Genomic DNA, 14,574 nt, shown 5'->3' with positions numbered 1-14,574 from the left:
AATCGCTATGTGGATCTACTATTCGTTGATGTGAGCACCTCGAACGACGGCGCACCGGCAAAGGCGAAGAAAAAGAAATCGTCTGCGCGGGACGTACCCACCATCTCCGATGCCGTCTACGAAGCCGAATTGTTCCGGCTACAAACAGAATTCGTGAAGCTGCAGGAGTGGGTACGGCATTCCGGCGCGCGAATCGTGGTGCTGTTCGAAGGCCGGGACGCGGCGGGCAAGGGCGGGGCCATCAAACGGATCACCGAATACCTCAGTCCCCGTACCGCCCGCATCGCCGCGTTGCCGGTACCCACGGATCGCGAGCGGGGCGAGTGGTACTACCAGCGGTATATCGCCCACCTGCCCACCAAAGGCGAAATCGTGCTCTTCGACCGGTCGTGGTACAACCGCGCCGGCATCGAGAAAGTCATGGGATTCTGCACGCCGCAAGAACATGCGCTGTTTTTGCGGCAGACGCCGATATTCGAGCAGATGCTGATCGACGACGGGATTCTGCTGCGCAAGTACTGGTTTTCGGTATCGGAGGCCGAGCAACTGCGCCGGTTCAAGGCCCGCCGCAACGACCCGGTACGGCGCTGGAAACTGTCCGCGATGGACCTGGAATCGGTGTATCGCTGGGAGGACTATTCGCGCGCCAAAGACGAGATGATGGTGCACACCGACACTCCCGTAAGTCCTTGGTACGTAGTGGAATCCGACATCAAGAAACACGCGCGGCTGAACATGATGAACCATCTGCTGTCCAGCATCTCCTACGTCGAGGTCGAAGAGCCGAAGGTCGAGCTGCCCGAGCGTCCGGTCGTCAGCGGCAACTACCGGCGTCCGCCGCGCGAGTTGTCGAAATACGTCGACGACTACGTGGCCACCCTGGTCGAGTCATGATTCAGGTCTACATTCCCGCCACGGTGGCGATGCTGCAGCGGCTCGTCGCCGACGGCTCGCTTCGGCCCGTCAACGGCACCGCGTTCGCGGTGACGCCGACCCTGCGCGAGGCCTACGCCGAGGGCGACGAGGACGAGCTCGCCGACGTCGCGCTGCGTGAGGCGGCGTTGGCCTCGCTGCGACTGCTGGCGGACGACCAAGCCGGGGGAGCCGATCAGACGGCGCGGCCGCGGCGTGCGGTGCTGGCGGCCGAGGTCGATCCCGGTGAGTCTGGGCTCACCTTCCGTCCCGATCTCGACGATGCGGTGGTCCGGCTCGCCGAGCCCGTCTCGATGGACCAGGTGATCGCGGCCTACGTCGACACCGCCGCCGCGGAGGAGGCGGTCGAGAAGGCGATCGAGGCCATCGATGCCGCTGACCTGGGGGACGAGGATGCCGACCTGATCGTCGGCGACGCCCAGGACCACGATTTGGCCTGGTATGCGAACCAGGAGCTGCCGTTCCTGCTCGACCTGTGGTGACGACCGAGCGGTGTGACGCAATCGGGCAAGTAAGCCTGGAAAGATTACCGTAACTTACGGTACCGTAGACTTTGTTATGGGTAGGAAATACCAATCGCTCACCGCGAACGTGGTCGATACCAAGCGCCCCACCGTCGCGGGCGCTGAGCGGCATCCCGGCTGGCATGCGCTGCGCAAGATCGCCGCGCGCATCACGACGCCGCTGCTGCCCGACGACTATCTGCAGCTGGCCAATCCGCTGTGGTCGGCGCGGGAATTGCGCGGCCGCATCGTGCAGGTTCGCCGCGAGACGGAGGACTCCGCGACCCTGGTCATCAAACCGGGCTGGGGCTTCAGCTTCGACTTCGAGCCGGGGCAGTACATCGGGATCGGCCTGCGGATGGACGGCCGCTGGCGTTGGCGTTCGTATTCGCTGACGTCGAGCCCCGTCGCGCGGTCCGGCTCCGGGCCCGAGCGCACCGTGACCATCACCGTCAAGGCGATGCCGGAAGGCTTTTTGTCCAGCCACCTGGTGGCCGGGGTCGCGCCCGGGACGATCGTGCGGCTGGCCGCGCCGCAGGGCAACTTCGTCCTGCCCGACCCGGCGCCGCCGTCGATCCTGTTCCTCACCGCCGGATCGGGTATCACGCCGGTGATGTCGATGCTGCGAACGCTGGTGCGCCGCAACCAAATCGGTGACATCCGGCACGTGCACTCGGCGCCCACCGGATCGGACGTGCTGTTCGGCAGCGAATTGACCGCGTTGGCGTCGGTGCATTCCGGATATCGGCTGCAGGTTCGCGAGACCCGGACGCAGGGCCGGCTCGACCTCGCCCGGCTCGACGACGAGGTGCCGGACTGGCGCCAACGTCAGACCTGGGCGTGCGGGCCGGAGGGCATGCTGGCCCAGGCCGAGAAGGTGTGGGCGGCCGCGGGCATCAGCGACCGGCTGCACCTGGAGCGGTTCGCGGTGGCCAAGGCCGCACCGGCCGGAGCCGGCGGAACCGTGACCTTCGGCCGAAGCGGTCGCACCGTCACCGCCGACGCCGCGACATCGTTGATGGACGCGGGGGAGGGCGCCGGAATCCAGATGCCTTTCGGCTGCCGGATGGGGATTTGCCAGTCGTGCGTGGTACCCCTGCTGGACGGCCACGTCCGTGACCTGCGTACCGGGCAGGAACACGAGCTCGGCAGCCGGGTACAGACCTGCATCTCGGCCGCATCCGGCGATTGTGTGCTCGACATTTAGCCGCTACTCATAGGTAACCTACGGATTCGTAGATTACGATAGCGTAGGTACTGACCACAGGAACAACCGCCGGGAGGTGAGAACTATGGCGATCACAGATGTCGACGTATTCGCACATTTGACCGAGGCCGATATCGACGCCCTGGCCGTTGAGCTGGACGCGATTCGCCAGGACGTAGAGGACTCACGCGGCGAGCGGGATGCCCGCTACATCCACCGCACCATCGCGGCGCAGCGCGCGCTGGAGGTGACCGGCCGGCTGCTGCTGGCCGCGAGTTCGCGGCGTTCGGCGTGGTGGGCCGGAACCGTGACCCTGGGCGTGGCCAAGATCATCGAGAACATGGAGATCGGCCACAACGTCATGCACGGCCAGTGGGACTGGATGAACGATCCGGAGATCCACTCCTCCTCGTGGGAGTGGGACATGAGCGGGTCGTCCAAGCATTGGCGCTACACCCACAACTTCGTGCACCACAAGTACACGAACATCCTCGGGATGGACGACGACGTGGGCTACGGCATGCTGCGCGTCACCCGCGACCAGCGTTGGCGCGAGTACAACCTGTTCAACTTGGTGTGGAATACCTTGCTGGCCCTCGGTTTTGAGTGGGGCGTCGGCTTGCAGCACGTCGAGATCGGCAAGATCGTTAAGAAGCGCATGGACCACGACGAAGCCCGCGAGCGTACGGACGAGTTCTTGGCCAAAGCGGGCCGGCAGGTGCTCAAGGACTACATCGCTTTCCCGGCGCTGACCTCGCTGTCGCCCGGGGCGACGTACAAGTCCACGTTGAAGGCCAATGCCATGGCCAACGTGATCCGCAACGTGTGGGCCAACGCCGTGATCTTCTGCGGCCACTTCCCCGATGGCGCAGAGAAATTCACCAAGACCGACATGATCGGGGAGTCGAAGGGTCAGTGGTACCTGCGCCAAATGCTGGGCAGTGCCAACTTCGAAGCCGGTCCGGCGCTGCGGTTCATGAGCGGCAACCTGTGCCACCAGATCGAGCACCACCTGTACCCGGATCTGCCGAGCAACCGGCTGCATGAGATCTCGGTGCGGGTGCGCGAGGTCTGCGACAAGTACGACTTGCCTTACACCACAGGGTCTTTCCTGGTGCAGTACGGCAAGACGTGGCGCACCCTGGCCAAGTTGTCGTTGCCCAACAAGTACCTGCTGGACAACGCCGACGACGCGCCGGAAACCCGCAGCGAGCGGATGTTCGCCGAACTCGACCCGGATTTCGCCGGTACCGATCCCCAGACCGGCCGGCGCCGCGGACTCAAGACCGCCATCGCCACCGTTCGGGGTTGGCGTCGCAACAAGCGTGCGATGAAGAAAATGGAGCAGCTACTCTCCGACGCCAACGACCTGGCGGCCTGAGCCCGGCGCCTAGACCTGGGCGAAGAACATCAGGGCGGTGCCGGCGGCAGTGCACAATTGATACACCGGTTCCGCGCGGGTGGACTGCCGCCGGGTTACGCACCGGCCTGACCAATACAGCGCCGCCACCACGAACCCGAAAGCCGCGATCCAATTCGCGGTGGTGGTCCACCCGGGTCCCGCTGGCGCCGTGAACATTTCGTGTTCGGGCAGCTCCATGCCGGACATGTTCATCGCCAACGAATTCACGCTCGGTGGCTGGCCTGGCCCGGCAGCGTGCCGCACATCACCGCGTACATGAACGCCATTGCTGCCGTCATCAAGGCGAAATAGGAGTTGGTGAGTCGCTCGCCGGTCGCCGACGAAGCTCGGATGGCGGTACACACGAACCAGGCCCCAGCCGCGGTGAAGAAGGTCATCGGCACGACGGTCGGCAGATCCAGTCCGATGTGCCATGCCATCAGGATCATTGCCACCGCCATTGCCACGTGGAGCAGATGGTTGATGATGTCCGTCGATCGGACACGTTGCGCGACAAGGAGATAGACGTATATGGCAATACTGATACCGAAGAGCGCAGTGACAACCCACCGCAGCGTGACGTCGCCGATCAACTCGGCACCGAAGCTGTAGACATGCGGCGAACGGTACCCCCCTAGGTACTGTGGTCAAGCAACCGGACCACCCGCGCGCCGCGGCGGAGACCGACGTTGCCGCGCGCCGACACGGCGCCGATCCGCTGCGATAGCCGCCGCCGAGCGGGCCCGCTGGGCCACATATCCGGTGGTGGCGGTGCAAGGCTGGGCGGCTGGCGCAGACGCCGGACGCGAGCCTGCTCGGATTGCTGCCGCCGGCGGAAGCCACCCCGCCCACCGATCAGTGCATCGGATTGTGGCTACCGGTGATGACACCCATGGTCAGCAGCGATCCTCGCCGACAGGTGCCGCACCTGAGACCTTCAACGCCTACGCAGCTCACGCCCGCGACATCGCTGTCCACGATGCCTGCTGCGCGGCCGACTCGGGAGCGCCACGCAGGGCCGTCCGGGACTGGCTGTACTGGGAAGCACCTGGCCGAGCTTCTCGGGGCCGCGTTACCGGTGGCGTCGTAGTCGCGGCGCACTTGCCGCCTGGGTTTACTCTCGGAAATATGCTTGCAGCGTTTGGATTCGAAACTCTGGGTGTCGTCGTCGGGGACATGTTCTTCGTCGACCCAACCCCGAACGAAGGTCAGGAAACCCCGGAACGGGGAGTACGGCTGGAACTGCGTGTCGTCGACCGGGCCGAGCCGCAGGGCTCGATCTATGCCGGCATCCCGATCGCCTTCAACCGCCCGGTGTGGCGGGTCGACCTGTTCGGATCCACCGAGAGTCCCCCGGGAACGTTGGACCGGGCCCATCACGATCCCCGATTCAAGGGTTGGGAACCCGGACGGCGGCATTTCGTCCCCGAGCTGTCGGCCGACCCGGTGTCCTGGTTGGCCGAACAGCTGGCCGACCTGGCCGCCGTGCTGGCCCGTGCGGGTGTCGAACCCGACGAGGTCCCCGAGGCCGACAAGGCCGGGCTCGCCGCGGCAGCACCGGACATCGTGGCTGCGGTGAAACGGATGCTCGACGGGGAGCTGGCCCCGGCTCCCGCCGAGCCGGTCGCCGCCGCGCGCACCGGCTGGCTCTGATTTCCTAGCGCGTCTTCCGCGGTGAAGACGTCGATCGCGTGCTGGGGCGACAGCATCACCAGGGGGATCGGACGGCTGGTCGACCGCTGATAGGTGAGGTACGGCGGGTAGAGGTGGGCCATGTAGGCCCAAACGTGATGGCGTTCCTCGCCTTCGGGCTCACGCCACGTGGCCTCGAAGGCCTGGGTGGCGACCTGGACGCCGATTGTCTTGCTAGCCAAGATATTCAGGTACCACTGCGGATGCGAGTCGGCACCCCCTTGGATCCGACGATCACGATCTCGCCACCGTAGTTGCCGTAGATCAATGGTCTGATGTAGCGCTTACCCGATTTGCGGCCGACGCACTTGATCAAGCAGTGCGTGGTGAATTCCCGGCCTCCCACCGCGCTCACATCCAGAATGTGGCCTCGGGTGCCGCCGGAGGCCAGGTATGTCTCGAGGTGCTCGGCTACCCAGTCAGCTCGCGCCGCCCGAATCGATGCGGCCTCGGCGTCGCCCATGCATGACTCCCTATCTGAACCGGACGACGGCCATGGGGCCGCGCGTTCGTCGTTGACGTTCCAAGGTTAGCCTCAGAGGCTGACTACCGATGTATCGGCCATGCCTCCAAGTAGGCGTCAATTGCGGCCTCGATTGCCAAGCCATACTCGTTTGGGACATAGTCGGGCCCGAAGTTCTCTCGCAGTGCCGGCGCGAGAACCCCCAACACCACGCCATCGCTCTGGTCGTTGGTGGGTCTGTCTGCAGTACGCAGCTCCGCCAAGAGAGCCGAGTTACGACGTTCGAGCTCTTCGATGATTAGCGCTCGGGCCCGGTCGGGGATGACGTCGAAGACCTTGCTCATGGATTACTCCATCCATCCCGACTATTCGCCCATGCGATTATCACTTTTCCGTCCTTGCTAAGGATGACTGTCGCGTCCTTGCCCACGTATGTGTAGTTGCCGCCGTACTGATCTTGCGCATACTGCGGCGGTCCAATCGGATGCTCGACGGCGTCCCGCAATGCATTGTCGTTGACTCCGTGCCCATCTCGGCCTCCTATCCGCTCCCGGCCATGATCTGTGTATCCGTCGATCTGCGTGGGCGGCGGAAATTGCGGGTGCCTCAGCTGCTGTCATATCTTTCGGGTCGGGTGGTGGCGGCATTGGTGGGGCTTGTTTAACGGTGTGGTTATCGACCGCGCGGACGAGTTCGTTCTGCGACGGGGCGATTGGCGCGAATGTGTCACGGATGCCGGACACCGCCGCGGTGACCTTGCGCGCTACCTGAGCATCAAGGGTGACTAGTCGTGCCGCCCGCTGCCGGATATCACCAGCCAACGCTTGCGCCTCGGTCGCCCGAGCGGCTCGCTGTGCACCTGATCCGCCGGCTCTACGATCGGTGACCGAAAGATCTTGGTGCACTTCGAATCCCGCTGCGAGGGCGTCTTCGACAGCGTAACGCACTCGTGAGCGGGCCGCATACAGATCCGAGGCTCCACTGCGCGCAACGCTGGCTGCGGTCTGGAGCTGGTCGACGACTGCGCTGGTGGTTGTCAGATCGGCGTGCGTCGCGACATGCAGCGCGTCGGCGGATTCGCCTTGCCAATCAACAGACGTCGCGTCCCGCCACACCTGGTGGACTACTGCGTAGCTACTCTCGCCTACGCTCTCCCGGTGGTCGGCGGCCTCGGTGAGGTGGTCGGTGGGCCAGGCCAACAGCTGCGACAGACTGGGAATCCCCCCGACCGCGGACATTGCTATATGTGAGTCACCGGTTGAGCGACAGCGGCAACCTCGGCGGCCGAAGCCACTTCATTCGCGACGTAACGCATGTCGGCTTGAACGACGGCGGTAGCGCAACCACTTACGCGCGCGGCAAGCTGCGCAGTGAATGCCGCGACGTCGACGTGGGCGGCGTTGACCGCGGCCGTGCTGCCCTGACAGGACAGCCCCAGCCCTAGCCGGAGCTACCAGGCCAGTCAGCTCGCTCACTGAAGCACCCCAGCGGTCGGCAATCGCCTGCACACCGGCTGTATCCACCCGCAACATCGGTTGCACGCCCGAGTGTAGGCGGGTGACCGCTCGTCAACCAGTCACCGCGACCCGCCTTACCCCAGCCGCTCGACGATGGTGGCGTTGGCCATGCCGCCGCCCTCACACATCGTCTGCAGGCCGTAGCGACCGCCGCGCTGTTCCAGCGCGTTGACCATCGTGGTCATGATGCGAGCACCGCTGGCGCCCAACGGATGTCCGATCGCGATAACGCCGCCATTGACGTTGATCTTGGCCAGATCGGCGCCGACGTCCTTTGCCCACGCCAGCACCACGGGCGCGAACGCCTCGTTGACCTCGAACAGGTCGATGTCGGCCAGCGTCAGGCCCGACCGCGCTAATACCTACTCGGTCGCCGGGATCACGCCGGTCAGCATGTAGAGCGGGTCGTCGCCGACCACGGTCGTGGTGTGGATGCGCGCCAGCGGCCGCAGGCCCAGCTTCTTGGCGACCTCGCTGGTGGTGATCAGCACCGCCGCGGTGCCGTCGGAGAGCGGTGACGAGTTGCCCGGCGTGATCTCCCAGTTGATCTGCGGGAAGCGCTGTTCCATCTTCTCGCTGTAGAATGCCGGCTTCAGCGTGGCCAGCGTTTCCACCGTCGTCGCGGGCCGGATGATCTCGTCGGTATGCAGCCCGGCGATCGGGACCAGCTCGTTCTCGAACAGCCCGTCCTTGGTGGCGCGGGCGGCCTTGTCGTGGCTGCCGGCCGAGAACTCGTCTAGCTGGGTGCGCGAGAAGCCCCACTTGGCGGCGATCAGCTCGGCGCTAATGCCTTGCGGCACGAGCCCTTCGGGGTATCTCGCGGCCATGCCTTCGCCGAACGGGTCACTGCCCGGCAATACCTGGGTGCCCATCGGGACGCGGCTCATCGACTCCACGCCGGCGGCGATCACCAGGTCGTAGGCGCCGGCGACGACACCCTGGGCGTCGAAGCTGATGGCCTGCTGGCTGCTGCCGCACTGGCGGTCGATCGTGACACCGGGAACCGACTCGGGGAAGCCCGCGCCCAGCAACGCGTTGCGGGCGATGTTGACCGCCTGATCGCCGACCTGGGTGACGGCCCCGGCGATGACGTCGTCCACCTGCGCCGGGTTCACACCGGTGTGGGCCACGAGTTCGCGCAGGCTGTGCGCCAACAGGTCGACGGGCAGCACGTCGTGCAGTGCGCCGCCGGCCTTGCCCTTGCCGATCGGGGTGCGGACGGCGCCGACGATTACGGCGTCGCGGCGTTGAAATGCGGACAGGGCTCCTCCTCGAGACCTGGGTATGACTAGCTATACTCAGCAAAACGCCTAGGTATACTAAAATCAACCCAGACGGGAGGTGATCTACATGACATTTCTGCAGGGCGCCCTGGCGGATCGTGACAAATGGTCGGCGGTCGGTCAGTGCGCGATCGAGAAGACGATGGCGGTGGTCGGCACCAAGTCCGCGATGCTGATCATGCGCGAGGCGTATTACGGCACCACCCGGTTCGACGATTTCGCCCACCGGGTCGGCATCACCAAGGCGGCCACGTCCGCGCGCCTGTCCGAGCTGGTCGAGCTCGGGCTGCTGGCGCGCCGGCCTTATCAAGAGCCGGGGCAGCGCAGCCGCGAGGAATACGTGCTGACCGAGGCCGGCATCGATTTCATGCCGGTGGTCTGGGCGCTGTTCGAGTGGGGACGCAATCATCTGCCCGGCCGTCACCGGCTGCGGCTGACGCATCTGGGTTGCGGCGCCGAAGTGAGCGTCGAAATTCGTTGCGCCGAGGGCCATCTGGTGCCGCCCGACGAGCTCGGTATGCGGCTGGCTAAGTCTCCCTGAGCGCGGCCAGCAACCGGCGGGCCGCTTCGACGCGGCGAAACGCGGGACCCGACAGCGTGTCCAGCGCGCACTCCGGGTCGGCCGGCGGTCCCATGTGGCCACAGCCGCGCGGGCAATCCTGCACCGTCTCGGCCAGATCCGAGAACGCCATCAGCACGTCGTCGGGCCGGATGTGCGCCAGCCCGAACGAGCGGATGCCCGGGGTGTCGATCACCCAGCCGGAGCTGGCCAGCGGGAGCGCCACCGACTGCGTCGAGGTGTGCCGACCCCTGCCGATGTCGGTGACCGCGCCGACCGCTCGATCGGCTTCTGGCACAAGCCGATTCACCAAGCTCGATTTGCCGACGCCGGAGTGGCCGAGTAGCACGGTGATCTTGCCGACCAACAGGTCCGCCACGGCCAGCAGCGGATCGTCGCGGCCCGCGGCGATCACCGTCAAGTCCAGATCCGCGAACTGCTTGGCGAACGGCTCCGGTGGGGCGAGGTCGGTCTTGGTCAGGCACAGGATCGGCGTCAGCCCACCGGCATAGGCGGCGATCAGCGCCCGGTCGACCAGACCGGTGCGCGGCGGCGGGTCGGCGAGTGCCACCACGATCAGCAGTTGATCGGCGTTGGCGACCACTACCCGCTCGGTGGGATCGGTGTCATCGGCGGTGCGCCGCAACACCGTTCGCCGCGGCCCGCGACGCACAATGCGCGCCAGCGTGTCCGGCCGCCCGGACAGATCGCCCACCACGTCGACGTCGTCGCCGACCACGATCGGGGTGCGGCCCAGTTCGCGGGCCCGCATCGCGGTGACCCGGATATCGGGCCGCGCGTTCAGTACGCATCCCCACCGGCCGCGGTCGACGCTGACCACCATCGCGGCCTCGGCGTCGGCGTGCTCGGGGCGGGTTTTGGTCCGGGGTCGTGAACCCCGGCCGGATCGGACCTTGACGTCGGATTCGTCGTAGTCGCCCGGTCTCAACCGTTGGACTCCAGCATGTGGGCCCACAGCTGCGGGAATTCCGGCAGTGTCTTGGTGGTGGCGCCGATGTCGTCGATCTGCACCCCGGCCACCCGCAGTCCGACGATCGCGCCGGCCATCGCCATCCGGTGATCGGCGTAGGCGCGCCACCTGCCGGCCCCCAACGGTGTCGCGGTGATCACCAGGCCGTCGGCGGTCTCCCGGCAGTCGCCGCCCAGGCGGTTGATCTCGGCACTCAACGCGGCGAGCCGGTCGGTCTCGTGGCCGCGCAGATGCGCGATGCCGGACAGGCGCGACACCGATCCCTCCGCGGCCAGCGCCGCCAGCGCCGCGACCGACGGCGTCAGCTCACCGACCGCGCGCAGGTCGACATCGAAACCCGGGTAGGCGTCCTCCGGGCCCCGCACTTCCAGATATGAATCAATCTGGGTGACAACGGCATTCAGCTTGCCGAGCACATCGAGAATATCGTCGGCGGGTTGCACGCTGGTCGACGGCCATCCGGTGATGCGGACGGTGCCGCCGGTGACCACGGCCGCCGACAGGAACGGAACGGCGTTCGTGAGATCGGGTTCGACATCCCAGTGCCGGGCCGCGACGGTGCCCGGGCGGACGTGCCAGCGGTTGGGCGCCGAGTCGTCGACGCTGACTCCGCCTTGCCGCAACATCGCGGTCGTCATCGCGATGTGCGGCGCCGAGGGGAGCGAGGAACCAGTGTGCTGCACGGTCAGGCCATTGCTGAACGACGCACCGCACAACAACAGGCCGGACACGAACTGCGACGACGCCGACGCGTCGATGGCCACGGTGCCGCCGGCGACCGATCCGCCGCCCAGCACCCGGAACGGCAGACCGGTGCCTTCGATCGGGACGCCCAGGTCGCGCAGCGCGTCGAGCAGCGGCGCGATCGGCCGGGACCGGGCCTGTTCGTCCCCGTCGAATTCCACCGGCGTGCTTGCCAGCGCCGCCAGCGGCGGAACGAATCGCAACACGGTGCCGGCCAGGCCGCAGTCCACCCGGGCGCCCGGGCCGGGGTCGAGCCGGCCGCTGACCGTCAGCTCGGTGCCGTCGGAGTCCACGCGCAGTCCCAGCGTGGTGAGCGCACCGATCATCAGGTCGGTGTCGCGGCTGCGCAGCGCCCCGCCGATGGTCGAGGCGCTCTGCCCCTGCGCGCTGGACAGCCCCGCGAGCACCAGCGCTCGGTTGGTCTGGGATTTCGAGCCCGGCACGGTCACGGTCGCGCGCACCGGTGTCGGCGCGGTCGGGGCCGTCCAGGGGTCGATGCTCACGGCTTCATCCTGCCGTGTCGGCGGGTGTCGTGAGTACGGGGCACCATGGAAGTCATGTGTGGACGGTTTGCGGTCACGACGGATCCGGCACTGCTGGCCGAGAAGATCAAGGCGATCGACGAAGCCACCGGTACCTCGGAGCGTGCGTCGGAGTCCAACTACAACGTGGCTCCCACCACTACGATCGCGACGGTGGTGTCGCGCCATAGCGAACCTGACGACGAGCCGACGCGCCGGGTGCGGCTGATGCGCTGGGGTCTGATCCCGCCATGGGTGAAGGCCGACGCGAACGGAGCTCCGGATTCCAAGGGGCCGCTGCTGATCAACGCCCGGGCGGACAAGGTGGCCACGTCGCCGGCCTTCCGGGGTTCTGCCAAGAGCAAGCGATGCTTGGTGCCGATGGACGGCTGGTACGAGTGGCGGGCCAGACCGGATGGCGCCGCGGGCAAGAAGACCGCCAAGACGCCGTTCTTCATCCATCGCGAGGACGGCGAGCCGCTGTTCATGGCCGGCCTGTGGTCGGTCTGGAAACCCGGCAAGACAGAAGACCCGTTGCTGAGCTGCACGATCATCACGACCGACGCGGTGGGTGAGCTCGCCGCGATCCACGACCGGATGCCGTTGGTCCTGGCCGAGCGCGACTGGGACGCCTGGCTGAACCCCGACGCCCCGCTGGATGCTGAGCTGCTGACCCATGCCCCGGATGTGCGGGGCATCGAGCTGCGCGAGGTGTCGAGGCTGGTGAACAGCATTCGTAACAACGGGCGCGAGCTGCTCGAGCCGGCCGAGCCGGAGCCCGAACAGATCACGCTGCTCTAACCCAAAAACGCGAAGTGACACACCAGGTTTTCTGGGCTGGCGAAGTCCGGCAGCCGTCATCGCGAAGACTCCTGATCAGTGTGCCCGGGTTCTCCGCCGCTGGTGGAGGGCCCGGGGCCTCCAAAAGGTAAGTCGACCAATACTTTTCACGTGCTGGCTCGATCAGCACTACCATGCGTATCGTGACCGGCTCGTACACGTATACATTCGACGACATCCAACACCGCCCCGTCGCGGTGATCGGGGCGGGCACCTTGGGCCGCCGCATCGCCCTGATGTTCGCCTCCCGCGGCGGGACCGTGCGAATCTACGCGCGGCGCCAAGAGCAGCGTGACGAGGCCACGCAGTACGTGACCGAGGCGTTACCGAAGTTGGTGGCAGACCGTGGATTTGGCGCGGTGGGAAATGTAATTGCCACCGGTTCGCTCGACGAGGCGCTGGCCGACGCGTGGCTGGCCGTCGAGTCGGTCCCGGAGAAGCTAGAGATCAAGATTCCGCTGTGGGGAGAGATCGACCGAGCGGCACCACTGGACACCATCTTCGGGACCAACTCGTCGTCGTTACCGTCGCGGCTGATGGACGAAAACTTGCACGACAAAACACGTTTCTGCAACATGCACTTCTACATGCCGCCGGACATCACCGCGATCGAGTTGATGTCCAACGGCCAGACCGACCGCGGCCTGCTGGACACCCTGCTGACGGTGTTGCCGGAATTCGGCGTGCATCCCTTCGAAGCGCGTAAGGAAAGCACGGGTTTCATCTTCAATCGCGTCTGGGCCGCCATCAAGCGCGAGTCACTGGCCGTGGTTGCCGAGGGCGTCGCCCGGCCCGAGGATGTCGACGGGATGTTCAAGCTGGCCCTGGGAGTGTCGGTTGGCCCGTTCCAGATGATGGACCTGGTCGGCCTCGACGTGGTGCTCGACATCGAAAACCACTACGCCGCACAGTTTCCCCACCTGCCGAAGAACGTGCGCGACCTGCTGCAGTCCTATATCGACGCGGGCAAGCTCGGTGTCAAGACCGGTGAGGGCTTCTACAGGTATTAGTTGCTCAGAACCAAGCGCCAGTTGCCCTGAGCGTTGCGGTCCGGCACGCACCAAAAGTTGTTCCAGTTACCCGGCGTGGTGGCCTTCACGCCCGGGCCGGCGTCCTGACAGGCCTCCCGCGTCGGATAACTGCCCTCGGTCTGAATCGTGTCGGCGTTGCCGACGCCCAGACCGGCCGTCATCAACCCCGCGCACGCCAGCACACCGGCGGCGAAAAGTCGTTTCGTGTTCATGGCCACCACGTTAGGCCTAGTCAGGCGACCGCATGAGGGTTTTCGCCGCGATGCTTACGCCCGCTGCAGCGACACCGCGGTGGCTACGGCCTCCAACAGGCCGGCGAGTTGCGCGGCGTTGCTGATCGTGCGGTCGCCGCTGGCAAGCCGGATGAACACGCCGGCGATGAACGTGGTGACGGCGGTCGTCTGCGTGTCCAGCAGTTCGGGATCATCGGTGCCCGGCTGAAGATGGGCGATCGCCTCGCGGGCCATCGCGTTGATCCGGGTGACGAATGTCTGGGACGTCTCGGCCAGGCCGGGATCGCGCACCGCGTCCAGCAGCAGTTCGTGCCGCGCCCGGTTCAGCACCAGTCCGGGCCCGTGCGCCTGCATCATGGTCAGCTCCGCCAGGTGCGCGAACGGCGAGAGCGGGTCGAGCGGCTCGTCGATCACCGATTGCAGGTTGGCGACGTCGATTTCGGCGATCCGCCTGACGACGCCACGCAACAGTGCCGCCCGGGTGTGGTAGTGGTACGACGTGGTGCCCTCCGGTACGCCCGCGCAGCGATCGACCTGACCGTGCGTCAGGCCGCGGGATCCCCGCTCGGCCAGCACCTGGATCGCGGCATCGCACAGTGCGCGCCGGCGCTCGTCGCCGTTGCGTTTGCGGGATGCGGTACCGGCTGCCATGAGG

16 protein-coding genes and 2 pseudogenes are annotated in these 14,574 nt (G+C 66.3%); 8 read left to right on the top strand and 10 right to left on the bottom strand.

Annotated elements, in window-relative coordinates; genetic code table 11:
* Nucleotides 1–30: 30 nt before the first annotated feature.
* From ppk2 to T428_RS0106075, 4 genes are all read left to right on the top strand, one after another.
* On the top strand, nt 31–894 hold the full coding sequence (ppk2, locus tag T428_RS0106090) for a polyphosphate kinase 2 (RefSeq protein ID WP_036467239.1): 864 nt from the start codon (nt 31–33) through the stop codon (nt 892–894).
* Nucleotides 891–1,415, top strand: a complete 525-nt coding sequence (locus T428_RS0106085; RefSeq protein ID WP_025735766.1) for a DUF6912 family protein — start codon at nt 891–893, stop codon at nt 1,413–1,415. Before ppk2 ends, T428_RS0106085 begins: the two co-directional genes overlap by 4 nt.
* A 76-nt stretch (nt 1,416–1,491) precedes the next feature.
* On the top strand, nt 1,492–2,643 hold the full coding sequence (locus T428_RS0106080) for a ferredoxin reductase (RefSeq protein WP_025735765.1): 1,152 nt from the start codon (nt 1,492–1,494) through the stop codon (nt 2,641–2,643).
* Between the two features lie 85 nt (nt 2,644–2,728).
* Entirely contained in the window at nt 2,729–4,024 is a 1,296-nt protein-coding gene (locus T428_RS0106075; RefSeq protein ID WP_025735764.1) for a fatty acid desaturase family protein, read from the top strand.
* A gap of 9 nt (nt 4,025–4,033) precedes the next feature.
* On the opposite strand, the gene T428_RS35300 is transcribed toward T428_RS0106075, so the two are convergent.
* The gene (locus T428_RS35300; protein ID WP_281173694.1) at nt 4,034–4,273 is read right to left on the bottom strand and encodes a DUF5134 domain-containing protein; all 240 of its coding nucleotides are present in this window, start codon (nt 4,271–4,273) and stop codon (nt 4,034–4,036) included.
* Nucleotides 4,270–4,638: a DUF5134 domain-containing protein gene (locus T428_RS35295; RefSeq protein WP_281173693.1), complete on the bottom strand. Its 369-nt coding sequence runs from the start codon at nt 4,636–4,638 to the stop codon at nt 4,270–4,272. Before T428_RS35295 ends, T428_RS35300 begins: the two co-directional genes overlap by 4 nt.
* Nucleotides 4,639–5,173: 535 nt before the next feature.
* Between T428_RS35295 and T428_RS33485 the strand changes: the two genes are divergently transcribed.
* Nucleotides 5,174–5,698: a hypothetical protein gene (locus T428_RS33485; protein WP_025735763.1), complete on the top strand. Its 525-nt coding sequence runs from the start codon at nt 5,174–5,176 to the stop codon at nt 5,696–5,698.
* Nucleotides 5,699–5,805: 107 nt separating this feature from the next.
* On the opposite strand, the pseudogene T428_RS34125 reads toward T428_RS33485, so the two are convergent.
* The 4 genes and pseudogenes from T428_RS34125 to T428_RS26030 all read right to left on the bottom strand — a co-directional run.
* Nucleotides 5,806–5,919: pseudogene (locus T428_RS34125) on the bottom strand (nitroreductase/quinone reductase family protein); the annotation flags it as partial.
* A 5-nt stretch (nt 5,920–5,924) separates the two neighbouring features.
* Nucleotides 5,925–6,200, bottom strand: coding sequence for a PNPOx family protein (locus tag T428_RS34120; RefSeq protein ID WP_245604811.1), 276 nt, complete (start codon nt 6,198–6,200; stop codon nt 5,925–5,927).
* 83 nt (nt 6,201–6,283) lie between these two features.
* Nucleotides 6,284–6,544, bottom strand: coding sequence for a hypothetical protein (locus tag T428_RS0106055; RefSeq protein WP_025735762.1), 261 nt, complete (start codon nt 6,542–6,544; stop codon nt 6,284–6,286).
* 1,247 nt (nt 6,545–7,791) lie between these two features.
* Nucleotides 7,792–8,979, bottom strand: a pseudogene (locus T428_RS26030) (thiolase family protein).
* A gap of 88 nt (nt 8,980–9,067) precedes the next feature.
* Between T428_RS26030 and T428_RS0106040 the strand changes: the two are divergent.
* Entirely contained in the window at nt 9,068–9,541 is a 474-nt protein-coding gene (locus tag T428_RS0106040; protein ID WP_025735761.1) for a winged helix-turn-helix transcriptional regulator, read from the top strand.
* Here T428_RS0106040 and rsgA read toward each other — a convergent pair.
* On the bottom strand, nt 9,528–10,508 hold the full coding sequence (gene rsgA, locus T428_RS0106035; protein WP_025735760.1) for a ribosome small subunit-dependent GTPase A: 981 nt from the start codon (nt 10,506–10,508) through the stop codon (nt 9,528–9,530). The two genes, T428_RS0106040 and rsgA, sit on opposite strands and share 14 nt — an antisense overlap.
* Nucleotides 10,505–11,791, bottom strand: coding sequence for a 3-phosphoshikimate 1-carboxyvinyltransferase (gene aroA / locus T428_RS0106030; RefSeq protein ID WP_156942886.1), 1,287 nt, complete (start codon nt 11,789–11,791; stop codon nt 10,505–10,507). The genes rsgA and aroA overlap by 4 nt, the downstream gene beginning before the upstream one ends.
* A gap of 60 nt (nt 11,792–11,851) precedes the next feature.
* Between aroA and T428_RS0106025 the strand changes: the two genes are divergently transcribed.
* A complete protein-coding gene (locus T428_RS0106025; RefSeq protein ID WP_025735758.1) occupies nt 11,852–12,616 on the top strand; it encodes an SOS response-associated peptidase in 765 nt (254 codons plus the stop codon).
* Nucleotides 12,617–12,789: 173 nt separating this feature from the next.
* Entirely contained in the window at nt 12,790–13,665 is an 876-nt protein-coding gene (locus T428_RS0106020; RefSeq protein WP_084298642.1) for a 3-hydroxyacyl-CoA dehydrogenase family protein, read from the top strand.
* On the opposite strand, the gene T428_RS0106015 is transcribed toward T428_RS0106020, so the two are convergent.
* Together T428_RS0106015 and T428_RS0106010 are read right to left on the bottom strand one after the other, a co-directional pair.
* Entirely contained in the window at nt 13,662–13,898 is a 237-nt protein-coding gene (locus T428_RS0106015; protein WP_025735756.1) for a hypothetical protein, read from the bottom strand. The two genes, T428_RS0106020 and T428_RS0106015, sit on opposite strands and share 4 nt — an antisense overlap.
* A 54-nt stretch (nt 13,899–13,952) precedes the next feature.
* A complete protein-coding gene (locus T428_RS0106010) occupies nt 13,953–14,570 on the bottom strand; it encodes a TetR/AcrR family transcriptional regulator (protein WP_025735755.1) in 618 nt (205 codons plus the stop codon).
* Nucleotides 14,571–14,574: the final 4 nt, after the last annotated feature.

It is taken from the genome of Mycobacterium genavense ATCC 51234, from assembly GCF_000526915.1.
GTDB lineage: Bacteria > Actinomycetota > Actinomycetes > Mycobacteriales > Mycobacteriaceae > Mycobacterium > Mycobacterium genavense.
The sequence above is the reverse complement of the archived record's forward strand: the minus strand, read 5'-3'. Positions and strand labels throughout refer to the sequence as shown.

Coding starts and splice junctions, on each gene's coding strand:
- T428_RS0106085 (WP_025735766.1), top strand. CDS start 891: ATGATTCAGGTCTACATTCCCGCCACGGTGGCGATGCTGCAGCGGCTC.
- T428_RS0106080 (WP_025735765.1), top strand. CDS start 1,492: ATGGGTAGGAAATACCAATCGCTCACCGCGAACGTGGTCGATACCAAG.
- T428_RS0106075 (WP_025735764.1), top strand. CDS start 2,729: ATGGCGATCACAGATGTCGACGTATTCGCACATTTGACCGAGGCCGAT.
- T428_RS33485 (WP_025735763.1), top strand. CDS start 5,174: ATGCTTGCAGCGTTTGGATTCGAAACTCTGGGTGTCGTCGTCGGGGAC.
- T428_RS34120 (WP_245604811.1), bottom strand. CDS start 6,200: ATGGGCGACGCCGAGGCCGCATCGATTCGGGCGGCGCGAGCTGACTGG.
- T428_RS0106055 (WP_025735762.1), bottom strand. CDS start 6,544: ATGAGCAAGGTCTTCGACGTCATCCCCGACCGGGCCCGAGCGCTAATC.
- T428_RS0106040 (WP_025735761.1), top strand. CDS start 9,068: ATGACATTTCTGCAGGGCGCCCTGGCGGATCGTGACAAATGGTCGGCG.
- T428_RS0106025 (WP_025735758.1), top strand. CDS start 11,852: ATGTGTGGACGGTTTGCGGTCACGACGGATCCGGCACTGCTGGCCGAG.
- T428_RS0106020 (WP_084298642.1), top strand. CDS start 12,790: ATGCGTATCGTGACCGGCTCGTACACGTATACATTCGACGACATCCAA.
- T428_RS0106015 (WP_025735756.1), bottom strand. CDS start 13,898: ATGAACACGAAACGACTTTTCGCCGCCGGTGTGCTGGCGTGCGCGGGG.
- T428_RS0106010 (WP_025735755.1), bottom strand. CDS start 14,570: ATGGCAGCCGGTACCGCATCCCGCAAACGCAACGGCGACGAGCGCCGG.